This is a genomic window from Pseudomonas sp. Ant30-3, assembly GCF_000690905.1.
GTDB lineage: Bacteria > Pseudomonadota > Gammaproteobacteria > Pseudomonadales > Pseudomonadaceae > Aquipseudomonas.
In genome coordinates this window covers 1-12,999 of the sequence record NZ_JMCL01000104.1, presented here as the reverse complement: position 1 = coordinate 12,999, position 12,999 = coordinate 1, and the positions used below count along the sequence as shown (strand labels likewise).

Here is a 12,999-nt window from a genome sequence, read left to right as displayed (position 1 = left end):
ATCAGTGGCTCAACCCGTATTTCTTCACTTTGTCGAATAGCGTGGTTTTGGCCATGCCCAGTTCCTGGCTGGCTTGAGTCAGGTTGCCGCCACTGCGCTGCAAGGCATCGCTGAGCAGATTGCGCTCAAATGCTTCGACCGCTTCGGCAAACGCCAAGCCTTGATTGCTGCCGCTCGGACCAGTCTTCTTGAAGGCTGGCAGGCCGAGGGCGAAGCGTTCGGCGACGTTGCGCAGTTCGCGCACGTTGCCCGGCCAGTCGTGGCTCATCAGGTTCGACAGGGTCTGGTTGTCCAGCTCCGGCACTGCACGGTCGAAACGCAGCGATGACTGCTGCAGGAAATGTTCGAACAGTTGCAGGATGTCTTCGCGACGTTCACGCAACGGCGGCAGTTCGAGGGTTACCACGTTGAGGCGGTAATACAGGTCACTGCGAAATTCGCCGGCCTTGCTCGATTCATCCAGGTCGGATTTGGTCGCGGCGATTACCCGGCAATCCACGGCGACGCTCTGGTTCGAGCCGAGGCGTTCGAGGGTGCGTTCCTGCAGGACCCGCAGCAATTTGATCTGCAGCGGCAGCGGCATGCTTTCCACTTCATCAAGAAACAGCGTGCCACCGTCGGCGTGTTCGATCTTGCCGATCCGCCGTTTGCCCGCGCCGGTGAAGGCATTGGCCTCGTGCCCGAAAATTTCACTTTCGAAGAGATTCTCTGGCAAACCGCCGCAGTTGAGTGCGACAAACTGTTTGGTGTGGCGCCGACTGAAATCGTGCAGACAACGCGCGACCAGCTCTTTACCAGTGCCGGTCTCGCCTTCGATCAACACATTGGCCGAGGTGTCGGCGACGTTGGCGATCAGTTCGCGCAGGTTTTGCATAGCGGGCGAGCGGCCAATGATTCGCCCTTCGAGGGAGTCGCGCTCGGCCAGTTGTCGCCGCAGCGACGAGACTTCCCGCGCCAGACTGCGCTGCTCCAGCGCGCGGCGGGCGACGTCGACCAGGCGTTCCGGGGAGAACGGTTTTTCCATGAAATCGTAGGCGCCTTTTTGCATGGCTCCGACGGCCATGGAAATGTCACCGTGGCCGGTGATCAGCACCACCGGCAGACTGCGGTCGCGGGCCTTGAGACGGGTCAGCAGTTCCAGGCCATCAATGCCCGGCAGGCGAATGTCGCTGATGACGATGCCGGCAAAGTTATCCCCAACGCGTTCGAGCGCTTCTTCGGCACTGCCGACGCCCACGCAGGGAATGTCTTCGAGGGTCAAGGCCTGCTGGCAACCGAGCAGCACATGGGGATCGTCTTCGACGATCAATACACTTAGGTCTTTGTTCATATTGGCTCGGCGGGAGAAAGGCTTACCAACGGTAAACTGAGAACGAAGGTGGTACCGCCGCTGGACGGATGCTCGACACCCAGATGTCCACCCGTGGCAGCGGCGAGGCTGGCGGAAAGTGTCAGGCCGAGGCCCAGACCCTGTTCGCCGGGTTTTGTCGTGAAAAACGGTTCGAACAAATGCTTGCGCGCTTCGGCATCAATGCCATGGCCGTTGTCGCGCACGCGCAGGCGATATTTGTCATCGAGTGTTTCGCCTTCCAGCCATAACGCCGGCGACGGCTGCGCCTGCATGGCGTCCAGCGCGTTTCCAATCAGGTTGACCAGAATCTGTTCCAGCCGGGTCTGGTCGATCTGCACCTGGACGTCGGCGAAATCGCGAAGCACTTGCAAGTTCGCGCTTTCAATACGACTGCCCAGCAATTGCAATGCCGCCTCAACGGCTTTAGCGAGGCTCGCCTGACCTTTGTCGTCGCCGCGACGGGCAAAGGAGCGCAGGCTGGCGGTAATCCGGCCCATGCGGTCGATCAATTCGTTGATGGTTTTAAGGTTGGTACTGGCGACGTCCAGCTGACCGCGCTCGAGAAAACGCACGGTGTTGCCGGACAACGTCCGCAGCGCGGCGAGCGGCTGGTTCAGTTCATGGGCGATGCTGGTGGACATTTGACCGATGGCCGCCAGTTTTCCGGCCTGCACCAGTTCATCCTGAGCGCGGCGCAAGGTCTCTTCAGCCTGCCGCCGCTCGCGGATCTGGCTCTTGAGCCGATCGTTGCTGGCGCGCAGATCGGTGGTGCGTTCGGTAATCCGACGCTCCAGTTGATTGTTGGCTTCCTGCAAGGCTTCCCGCGCGGCGAGGCGGGTGGCGATGACCTTGCGGCGTTCATTCCAGGCGATCAGCAGGAAGGCCACCAAGGCAAACGCGACCGCCACCAGAATGCCCTGATTGATCGCCTCACGGCGCAAATCCTGCAACGGCGTGAGCAGAGTGAAATTCCATGGGGTGTCGCTCAGCGGGCGGGTTTGCGAGAGGTAGCTGATGTCTTCCGCCTCGGATTCCACCTCACTGTTGGCGGGGAAGGTCAGTTTCTCCACCCCTTCGGCAAGTTTCTCCCGGGCGAGCGGTTGCAATTCGTTCAGTGGAAACCAGTAGTACTGCAGGCTTCGCGCCAGTTTTTCCTTGGTTTCTTCGCTCAGCGGTATGACTGACTTGAGGCGTCGCGCCGGATCGCTGGAGAGAATGATGATGCCGTTTTCGTCACTGACGAAGGCTTCCAGGCGCGCTCGCTGCCAGCGTTCTTCCATGGCTTCGAGGCGCACTTTGACCACGGCCACGCCGATGATTTTGCCTTGTTCCTCGAGGCCGTGGGCCAGGTAGTAACCCGGCTCGCCATTGGTGCTGCCGATGCCATAGAAGCGTCCCGGCTGACCGCGCACGGCGTCCTGAAAATAAGCGCGAAAGGACAGGTCTTCTCCAAGGTAGCTGTCGAAGTCACGCCAGTTGCTGCTGGCCATGACACGACCGGTGGTGTCCATCACGTAGATGGCCCGGCTCCGGCTGCGTCGATTGAGGCCTTCGAGGTATTCATTGACCGTTTGCCGGTTCGCCGCAGAAGGCTCGGCCAACAAGTCGGAAACACTGGATTCGAGTTCCAGCAGGCTGGGCAGGTAAGTGTATTTGCTGATTTCGCTTTCCACGGCGCGGGCGTGCAGTTCGAGCTGTCGCTGGCCGTTTTCGCTGAGACTGCGAATTCCATAATGTTCACTGACCCAATAGCCGACATAGCCCAATCCGATCATCAGGGCGATGACCAGCGGCGGCAGGAACAAATGACGGATCAGACGGGGTTTCACGGCGAGTGATGGCGGCGCGGCGCGATAAAGAGTGGGGTCGCATTTCATCACAGATGCCTTGGGTCAACCACAACACAAAATACGAAGCCTCTACCAATCCCATTGTGGGAGCGGGCTGTTGTGGTGAGGGGATTATCCCCGTTGGGCTGCGAAGCGGCCCCAGAGTTTCAAAGGTGGACCAAGTGTACGGTTTAGACTGCTTCGCAGCCGAACGGGGATAAATCCCCTCACCACAATGCCCGCTCCCCGTGTGGGGAGCGGTGTACCTCTTAGTGCTGCAGAATTTTCTCGAGGAAATGCTGCGCACGTTCGGAGCGGGCGCTGATGTCGCCGAAGAATTCCTCTTTCTGGCAGTCTTCGATGATCTTGCCCTGGTCCATGAAAATCACCCGGTCGGCCACTTTGCGAGCGAAGCCCATTTCGTGGGTCACGCACATCATGGTCATGCCTTCGTGGGCCAGTTGCACCATCACGTCGAGCACTTCGTTGACCATTTCCGGATCGAGCGCCGAAGTCGGTTCGTCGAACAGCATGACGATCGGGTCCATCGCCAGCGCACGGGCAATGGCCACACGCTGTTGCTGACCACCGGAGAGCTGACCCGGATGCTTGTGGGCGTGAGCGGAGAGGCCGACGCGCTCGAGCAATTGCATGCCTTTCTTGGTCGCTTCTTCCTTGCTGCGGCCCAGCACCTTGATCTGCGCGATGGTCAGGTTTTCGGTGATGGTCAGGTGCGGGAACAGCTCGAAGTGCTGGAACACCATGCCCACCCGGGAGCGCAGTTTCGGCAGGTCGGTCTTCGGGTCGGCGATGGATGTGCCATCAACCACCACGTCGCCTTTCTGGAACGGTTCCAAGGCATTGACGCATTTGATCAGGGTGGATTTGCCGGAACCCGACGGCCCGCACACCACGATCACTTCGCCTTTTTTGACCTCGGTGCTGCAATCAGTCAGTACCTGGAAGTCCCCATACCACTTGTTGACGTTCTTGATAGAGATCATACGGCGAACCTTTTTTGCAGACGCTTGACCAGCTGCGAGGCGGCAAAGCTGATGATGAAGTACACGAGACCTGCGAAGATCAGGAACTCATTGGAGCGGCCGATGATGTCGCCACTGGCCCGCGAAGCATTGAGGAAGTCCACCAGGCCGACCGCGTATACCAGCGAGGTGTCCTGAAACAGGATGATGCTCTGCTGCAGCAACAGTGGGGTCATCTTGCGGAATGCCTGCGGCAGAATGATCAGACGCATCACCTGGCTGTAATTCATCCCCAGCGCCTGGGCTGCACCCATCTGGCCTTTGGGAATGGATTGCACACCGGCGCGGACGATTTCGCAGAAGTACGCGGCTTCGAACATCATGAACGCCACGATGCACGAAGCGAACGCGCCGATCGGGGTGTCTTCGCCGGTGATCCAGCGCAGCACGAACGGCACCGCCAGGTAGAACCAGGTGATCACCAGCAGCAGCGGAATCGAGCGGAAATAGTTGACGTAGGCGCCCGCGATGTTCGACAGCAGCTTGCTGTGGGACAGACGCATCAGGGCCAGGATCGTACCGAGGATGATCCCGCCGACCACGCCCAACACCATCAGTTGAAGGGTCATGACCATACCGTTCCACAAACCCGGCAGGGAAGGGATGATGCCCGAGAAGTCGAATTCCATCATTTACCCCCAACGGAGATCAGGCCCGGTACGGCGACTTTCTTCTCGACCATGCGCATCAGCAACATCAGGCTCATGTTCAGGGTGAAGTAGATCAGGGTCGCCAGGGTAAAGGCTTCAAAGAGGTTGGCGGAGAACTCGGCAGTCTGTTTGGTCTGCGCGAGCAGCTCCATCAGGCCGATCAGCGACGCAACCGAGGAGTTCTTGAACACGTTCAGGAATTCGGAGGTAAGCGGCGGAATAATGATCCGGTAAGCCTGGGGCAGCAGCACGTTCGAGTAGATCTGTGGCAGTTTGAAACCCATCGCGCGAGCGGCGAATTCCTGACCACGAGGCAGCGCCTGGATCCCCGTTCGCACTTGCTCGCAGACGCGGGCAGCGGTGAACAGACCGAGGCAGACGACCACGCTCAGGTAAGCGGATGTGGTCGGATTGAGGTCTTGCTTGTACCAGTCCTGCAGGTTTTGCGGCAGCAGGTCGGGTACCAGGAAGTACCAGACGAACAGTTGAACCAGCAAGGGTACGTTACGAAACAGTTCGACGTAGCAGGTTGCGATGCCTGCCACGAAGCGGTTAGGCACGGTGCGCATGACGCCCAGAATCGAGCCCAGCAGGAGGGCAATGATCCAGGCCACAATGGCGATGGCAATGGTCCAGCCCAAACCGGAGATGTACCAGTCGAGATACGTCTCGCTGCCCACACCGGTGGACCTGAAGAACACGCTCCAGTCCCAGTTGTAATTCATCAGGGGTCTCCCCTCGGATACGATCAATGTACAAGTGCCCGCCTGGGGAAGTCCGTTCCCGTCCGACCTTGACGGTCAGACACACACGAGCGGCTCGACAGCGACCGGTTCGAGTGTTTCCAAAAATGCCAGCAGGGAGTGACAAACCCCTGAAAGGGCAGCTGCCCTCTCAGGAGACAACATTAGTCAGTAATCAGGATTTCTTGTCGTCAGCCGCTTTGTCGGTCGGATTGGCGATCAGGGCCTTGAGCTCGTCGCTCATCGGGAAGTTCAGGTTCAGGTTTTTTGGCGGGATCGGTTGCATGAACCATTTTTCGTAGATCTTGTTGATGTCGCCAGACTTGTAGGTGGCAACGATCGCGTCATCTACAGCTTTCTTGAACGGTGCGTCACCCTTGCGGACCATGCAGCCATAGATTTCGTAGGACTGCGGATCGCCGGTCACTTCCCAGTCAGCGGCCTTCTTCGCCTTGGCCGCTTCGCCTGCCAGCAGTGCGTCGTCCATCATGAACGCGACGGCACGGCCCGATTCCAGCATCTGGAAGGACTCGCCGTGGTCTTTGGCAGAAATTACGTTCATGCCCATCTGCTTGTCAGCGTTCATCGACTTGAGGATGCGCTCGGAGGTAGTGCCCGCCGTGGTCACGACGTTCTTGCCTTTCAAGTCAGCGAAGTTTTTGTACTGGGAGTCTTTCTTCGACAGCAGGCGGGTGCCGATTTCGAAGATGCCAACGGAGAAGTCGACTTGTTGCTGACGTTCGACGTTGTTGGTGGTGGAGCCGCACTCAAGGTCCACGGTGCCGTTCTGCACGAGCGGGATGCGTGTCTGCGAGGTCACCAGGTTGTATTTGACCTGCAAATTAGGGATGTCCAGGTCTTTTTTGATGGCTTCGACAATTTTCAGCTGAATATCGTGGGAGTAGCCAACCGGCTTGCCGGAAGCGTCCGCGATGTAGGAAAAAGGAATGGAGGCGTCACGGTGCCCGAGGGTGATAGTGCCGGACTCTTTGATCTTCTTCAGTGTGCCGGTGAGTTCGGCAGCGAAAACTGGAGTGGTAATCAGAGCGGCAGCAATGGCTGCGCCCAGGATATGGGGAACGATGCGCATCAAATTTTCCTCGACATTGTTTTTTTTATGGAGCCAGTTCATCGGCCCTTTTGTGCTTCGATTGTCTGCCGGCTCCCAGGAGGATGCACGACAGGCCTTCGCTTAAGAGTGTAGAGCATGACTCGTGCCAGGCCAGGCTGAACACGTCAAGGGATTGATTTTTATGGAGATTAAATATTTAAGATAGGTTTGCGGAAGCCAGCTAATCCGGTTAACCGAATCGACCGATGAGTCGCGTTCGGAAAACCGAATGAGCGGGTGACTCGAATTGGGCAAAAATGGCGACAAATGCAAAAAGCCCCTGATGGGTAAGATTCAGGGGCTTTGCTGTAACCGACTTAAGCGATCAGGCCGCTTCGATCTTGCTGCGGTTCTGTTCAACCTTGCTCAGGTAATCCGCGAGTTTCTGCTGTTCTTCCGGGGTGGTGAACAAGCCGAGCTTGCTGCGGCGCCACAGAATGTCATGGGCGGTGGTTGCCCACTCTTCACTGCACAGATAATCCACTTCGCGGGTATAGAGACCGCCGCCGATGTGTTCGCCCAGATCGTTCAGATCCTGCACGCCTTCGAGCATCCGCCAGGTGCGGCTGCCATAGGTGGTGGCCCAGCGCCGCGAGATTTCGCTCGGTATCCAGTCAAACTGGTCACGAATACGCAAGCTCAGTGCCTGCGGCGTGGTCATGTCTTCACCGCCAGGCAGCGTCGCGCTCGCCGTCCAGCTTGGCTGGATGTGCTTGAAGTAAGGAGCCAGTTGCGCAAGCGCCGATTCGGCAAGTTTACGGTAAGTGGTGAGCTTGCCACCGAACACCGACAGCAGCGGCGCCTCTTCGCCGGCGCCCGAGAGTGCCAAGGTGTAATCGCGAGTGACGGCTGAAGGGTTATCGGATTCGTCATTGCACAGCGGACGAACGCCGGAATAGCTGTGCAGGATATCGTCGCGGCTGACCTGCTTTTTGAAGTGGGCGTTGACCACTTTCAGCAGGTAATCGGTTTCACCTTCGGTAATTGCCACTTTCGCCGGGTCGCCGGTGTACTCGCGGTCCGTGGTGCCGATCAGTGTGAAGTGGTTCAAGTATGGAATGGTGAAAACGATGCGCTGATCTTCGTTTTGCAGGATATGCGCGTGTTCACCTTCGTAAAGTTTCGGCACGATCAGGTGGCTGCCCTGAATCAGACGAATGCCATACGGCGATTCCATCTTCAGGTCGTCCCGAATGAACTTGGCGACCCAAGGGCCCGCCGCATTCACCAACGCTTTGGCACGAATCGAAAACAGGCTGCCATCGGCGCGTTCCAGGTGCAGGTGCCACAAACCCTTGGTGCGACGAGCGCTGACGCAGCGGGTCTGGGTGTGAACGTGCGCGCCTTTTTCGCGGGCGGCCATGGCGTTGAGCACCACCAGACGCGCGTCATCGACCCAGCAATCGGAGTATTCAAAGCCCTTGGTGATTTCGCTTTTCAGCGCGCTGTCCGCACCGAACTTCAGGCTTTTCGAACCTTGCAGTTGCTCGCGTTTGCCGAGGTTGTCGTACATGAACAGGCCGGCGCGAATCATCCAGGCCGGACGCAGATGCGGACGATGCGGCAACACGAAGCGCATTTGCTTGACGATGTGCGGCGCCTTCTTCAGCAGCACTTCGCGCTCAGCCAGCGCTTCACGCACCAGACGGAATTCGTAATGTTCGAGATAGCGCAGGCCACCGTGGATCAGCTTGCTGCTGGCCGACGAGGTATGGCTGGCCAGATCGTCCTTCTCGCAAAGGAACACCGAGAGGCCGCGGCCGGCTGCATCTGCTGCGATTCCCACGCCATTAATCCCGCCACCAATCACGGCGACGTCGTAGACCTCTGCGAGAGGGGGCGTAGGCAAGGTAGAAGTTGGCATCGGCTGGCCTCGGGCTTTATCGGTTTTATGTTTGGAATTCGAACATTAATGTTCATTTGCGAAAATGGTAGCCCATAAAGACGCGCACAGCCAGCTTACTTCGATTGAAAATACTGATCGAAGAGCGCTTAAAGGAAAATTTCCGAACATTTATATGCGTAGGAGCGATATATCGAGGTTGCCGGATAGATCGCCATCGCGAGCAGGCTCACTCCCACAGGTCCAGCGCAATCCTTGTGGGAGTGAGCCTGCTCGCGATGGCGTCGGTGCAGACGAAGACAATAGGGCAGTAAGTTAAACCACTTCCAGACGAATCTTGTGCTGCGTCAGCAACTGCGCCAGCGCCGGGGAGGGCGGCTGATCGGTTACCAGGCAATCGATCAGACTGATCGGCCCCAGGCGGATCATGGCATTGCGTCCGAATTTGCTCGAATCCGCCGCCAGAATCACTTGCCGCGCGTTGGCAATGATCGCCTGCGAGACACGAACTTCCTGATAATCAAAATCCAGCAGGCTACCGTCTTCATCAATGCCGCTGATGCCGACAAGGGCAAAATCGACTTTGAACTGGTTGATGAAATCGACACTTGCCTGACCGACCACACCACCGTCGCGTCGCACATTGCCACCGGTCAGCAGCACGTCGAAATCGTCCTTGGCACTGAGCATCGAGGCCACGTGCAGGTTATTAGTGATGATCTTCAGATGATTATGATTGAGCAACGCCCGGGCAATCGATTCGGTGGTAGTGCCGATATTGATGAACAGCGAGGCGTGATCGGGGATCTGTGAGGCGATGGCTTCACCGATACGCTGCTTCTCATCGCGCATCTGATCGGCACGCATTGCATAAGCGGTGTTTTCGACACTGGAATCGTAGGCCGCGCCGCCGTGATAGCGGCGCAACAGATTGGCTTCCGCGAGTTGATTGATGTCGCGGCGGATGGTTTGCGGTGTAACAACGAACAGCGTAGCCATTTCCTCAATGCTGACATAGCCGCGTTCGCGGACCAGTTCGAGGATTTGCTGCTGACGGGGAGGCAGATTCATGGGGCGTCCTTTGGGCTGCCGTGCAAAATTTGCCCATGATGACGCAGGAATCTGCTCCCGACCAGTTACAACCTTTTACGATCCCGGTTTGTGGCTTATTCAGCGTCTTCACGTGCCCAGTCGCGGGTACGGCTGACTGCTTTTTTCCAGCCTTTATAAAGCTTTTCCTTTTCGCCTTCGTCCAGAGTCGGTTCGAATTCGCGCTCAATTACCGCTTTGTTGCGCAGTTCATCCAGGCTGCCCCAGAAACCGCACGCCAGGCCTGCAAGGTACGCCGCGCCAAGGGCTGTGGTTTCGCGCATTTTCGGCCGCTCGACTTGAGTGCCGAGGATGTCCGCCTGGAATTGCATCAGGAAGTTGTTCGCTACAGCGCCGCCGTCAACGCGCAGCGCCTTCAGGCGTTCGCCGGAATCCTGTTGCATGGCGTCAAGTACGTCGCGGGTCTGGTAGGCAATCGACTCCAGCGCGGCACGAATGATGTGATCCACGCGCACGCCGCGAGTCAGGCCGAACAGCGCGCCACGGGCATAGGGGTCCCAATACGGAGCGCCCAGACCGGTGAAGGCCGGCACCAGGTACACGCCATTGCTGTCCTTGACCTTGCTGGCGAAGTATTCGGTGTCATGGGCATCGGCGATGATTTTCAGCTCATCGCGCAGCCATTGAACGGTCGAGCCGCCATTGAACACAGCGCCTTCCAGCGCGTAAGCCACTTCGCCGCGTGGACCGCAAGCGATGGTGGTGAGCATGCCGTGGTTGGACTTCACGGCTTTGTCGCCCGTGTTCATCAACAGGAAGCAGCCGGTGCCGTAGGTGTTTTTCGCCTGACCGGGCTCGACACACATCTGACCGAACAGAGCCGCCTGTTGGTCGCCAGCAATACCGCCGATAGCGATGCCGCTTTTAGTGTGGCCGTAGATTTCCGACGAGGATTTAACTTCCGGCAACATCTCGCGCGGAATATCCAGCACCTCCAGCATCTTCGCGTCCCACTCCAGCGAATGAATGTTGAAGAGCATGGTGCGCGAGGCGTTGGTGTAATCAGTGACGTGTACTTTGCCGCCGGTAAATTTCCAGATCAGCCAGCTGTCGACGGTGCCGAACAGCAGTTCGCCGTTGCGCGCGCGTTCGCGACTGCCCTCGACGTTGTCGAGGATCCACTTGAGCTTGGTGCCGGAGAAGTACGGGTCGGTGACCAGTCCGGTGGTTTCACTGATGTATTGCTCGTGACCATCGCGTTTGAGCTGCTGGCAGATTTCGGTGCTGCGGCGGCACTGCCAGACGATGGCGTTGTAGATCGGGCGACCGGTGGTTTTGTCCCAGACGACGGTGGTTTCGCGCTGGTTAGTGATGCCGATGGCCGCGACCTGATCGTGATGCAAGCCGGCCTGCGCCAACGCTTCGACCATTACCGCGCTTTGCGTGGCGAAGATTTCCATCGGGTCATGCTCGACCCAACCCGCCTGTGGGTAATGCTGAACGAATTCGCGCTGTGCGGTGCAGACCACGTTCGCATCGCGATCGAAAATGATCGCGCGCGAGCTGGTCGTGCCCTGATCAAGGGCAATGATGTAGTTCTTATTCTGAATGTCGGTCATGTCGATTGCCTTGCACGAAATAAAGGAGAGGTCGGGCGCGGGATCACGAGGGCAGGATCACGCGCCTACGGTATCAAGAAGTTCTTGGTTTGCCGTCAATGGCCGGTGCTGCGTCCTTTGTAGCAGGTTCGGCGCTGGGCAAATGACGGGCTATGAGCCCGCGATACGCGGCAGCGCCAAGGCAGGCACCGACAATCGGTGCAAAAATCGGAATCAGGAAATACGGAATATCACGGCCGCCGGTGAAGGAAATTTCACCCCAGCCAGACAAGAAAGTCATGAGCTTGGGGCCGAAGTCTCGGGCCGGATTCATCGCGAAACCGGTCAGAGGGCCCATCGAACTGCCAATCACCGCAATCAGCAACCCGATCAGCAACGGCGCCATTGGGCCATTAGGCAGGCCATTGTTGTCGTCAGTCAGGGACATGATCACGCCCATCAGGATGGCAGTGATGATCATCTCGACCAGGAAAGCCTGTGCAGTCGACAGAGCCGGGTTCGGGAACGTGGAGAAAACCGATGCCAGTTCGAGGCTGGCTTGAGTGCCGCGAACCATTTGGTGAGTTTGTTCGTAATCGAAGAATAGATTGCTGTACAGCGTGTAGACCAGCAATGCGCCGCAGAAGGCGCCGGCGATCTGCGCCAGGATATAAAAAGGCAGTTTGCGTTTTTCGAAATCGGCAAAAATGCACAAGGCGATGCTGACCGCTGGGTTGAGGTGAGCCCCTGATACCCCGGCAGTCAGGTAGATCGCCATGCTGACGCCGACCCCCCAGATGATGCTGATTTCCCACAGACCGAAGCTCGCACCCGCGACCTTGAGCGCGGCAACGCAACCGGTACCAAAAAAGATCAGCAACGCAGTGCCCAGAAACTCGGCCATGCATTGGCTGGAGAGTGACGGTTGTCGTAAAGCAGTTGTCATGGAAAACCTCATTGTTTTTGTTGTCTGGCGCTTCTTTCGTTAAGGCCAAAGCGCGATTTTCACCGAGAGAGGATCCCCATCCTGTTCTCGGCCTGCTGCAATCTCAAAGCATTGGTACATTTGTACGGTATTCAGATTCGAAAAAATATAGACAAGAAACGCTACTGTCAAAGGTCGAAAGTGAACTGCCAGTCACATTGAAGCTATTAGTCACATGAATGATCGTTTTGTTTTACGGCTCGACCATTCACTGACGAACGGTCCAGCAGCCCGGCAACTCTTTGAAATGCAGTCATTTCGAGCCTTTCGCTGAATGTTGGCCTAGAATTCAGCGCAGGATTTTTCACCTCCGATCAGTCTGGAGCTGTCATGACCCCCGCATTGGATTTGTTGAAAAAAGTTCGAGCCGAACATCGCGTGCACAGTTACGAACATGACCCGAAGGCGGCTTCATATGGTCTGGAGGCTGCGGAAAAACTGGGGCTGGACCCGGCTCAAGTGTTCAAGACGTTGCTGGCAGCCAGCGAGAAAGGCGAATTGCTGGTTGCCGTGGTGCCGGTCGTCGGAACCCTGGACTTGAAAGGCCTCGCGCATGCCGCAGGCGTCAAAAAGGTCGAAATGGCTGACCCCGCCGCAGCGCAACGCTCGACCGGTTATCTGCTCGGAGGCATCAGCCCGTTGGGGCAAAAGAAGCGTCTGCGTACGTTCATCGACAATTCGGCTCAGCCCTTCGTCAGCATTTTTGTCAGTGCCGGGCGGCGCGGACTGGAAGTCGAACTGGCACCGGCGGTGCTGGCCGAACACACCCAGGCGAAGTTCGCCGACATTGGCCGCG

Annotated in this window: 11 protein-coding genes; 1 reads left to right on the top strand and 10 read right to left on the bottom strand. The window is 57.7% G+C overall.

The genetic code is table 11. The features are described from left to right. Position 1: 1 nt before the first annotated feature. The 10 genes from DU29_RS0123190 to DU29_RS0123145 all read right to left on the bottom strand — a co-directional run bounded on the left by DU29_RS0123190 (position 2) and on the right by DU29_RS0123145 (position 12,164). Positions 2–1,330 carry a sigma-54-dependent transcriptional regulator gene (locus DU29_RS0123190; protein ID WP_028623860.1) on the bottom strand — a complete coding sequence of 443 codons (1,329 nt, stop codon included), beginning with the start codon at positions 1,328–1,330 and terminating at the stop codon, positions 2–4. Continuing rightward, positions 1,327–3,228 carry a sensor histidine kinase gene (locus DU29_RS0123185; protein WP_028623859.1) on the bottom strand — a complete coding sequence of 634 codons (1,902 nt, stop codon included), beginning with the start codon at positions 3,226–3,228 and terminating at the stop codon, positions 1,327–1,329. Before DU29_RS0123185 ends, DU29_RS0123190 begins: the two co-directional genes overlap by 4 nt. Positions 3,229–3,449: 221 nt before the next feature. Beyond that, positions 3,450–4,184, bottom strand: a complete 735-nt coding sequence (locus DU29_RS0123180) for an amino acid ABC transporter ATP-binding protein (protein WP_028623858.1) — start codon at positions 4,182–4,184, stop codon at positions 3,450–3,452. After that, entirely contained in the window at positions 4,181–4,852 is a 672-nt protein-coding gene (locus DU29_RS0123175; RefSeq protein WP_028623857.1) for an amino acid ABC transporter permease, read from the bottom strand. Before DU29_RS0123175 ends, DU29_RS0123180 begins: the two co-directional genes overlap by 4 nt. After that, positions 4,852–5,598, bottom strand: coding sequence for an amino acid ABC transporter permease (locus tag DU29_RS0123170; protein ID WP_028623856.1), 747 nt, complete (start codon positions 5,596–5,598; stop codon positions 4,852–4,854). Before DU29_RS0123170 ends, DU29_RS0123175 begins: the two co-directional genes overlap by 1 nt. A gap of 193 nt (positions 5,599–5,791) precedes the next feature. Beyond that, entirely contained in the window at positions 5,792–6,706 is a 915-nt protein-coding gene (locus DU29_RS0123165) for a glutamate/aspartate ABC transporter substrate-binding protein (protein ID WP_028623855.1), read from the bottom strand. Between the two features lie 346 nt (positions 6,707–7,052). Then, a complete protein-coding gene (gene glpD, locus DU29_RS0123160) occupies positions 7,053–8,591 on the bottom strand; it encodes a glycerol-3-phosphate dehydrogenase (RefSeq protein WP_028623854.1) in 1,539 nt (512 codons plus the stop codon). 294 nt (positions 8,592–8,885) lie between these two features. Beyond that, positions 8,886–9,641, bottom strand: coding sequence for a DeoR/GlpR family transcriptional regulator (locus DU29_RS0123155; RefSeq protein WP_028623853.1), 756 nt, complete (start codon positions 9,639–9,641; stop codon positions 8,886–8,888). Positions 9,642–9,736: 95 nt separating this feature from the next. Further along, entirely contained in the window at positions 9,737–11,239 is a 1,503-nt protein-coding gene (gene glpK, locus DU29_RS0123150; RefSeq protein ID WP_028623852.1) for a glycerol kinase GlpK, read from the bottom strand. A gap of 73 nt (positions 11,240–11,312) precedes the next feature. Then, entirely contained in the window at positions 11,313–12,164 is an 852-nt protein-coding gene (locus tag DU29_RS0123145) for an MIP/aquaporin family protein (RefSeq protein WP_028623851.1), read from the bottom strand. Positions 12,165–12,533: 369 nt separating this feature from the next. Here DU29_RS0123145 and ybaK point away from each other — a divergent pair. Then, positions 12,534–12,999, top strand: a 466-nt coding sequence (gene ybaK, locus DU29_RS0123140; RefSeq protein ID WP_028623850.1) for a Cys-tRNA(Pro) deacylase, incomplete at its 3' end; no start/stop codon positions are given.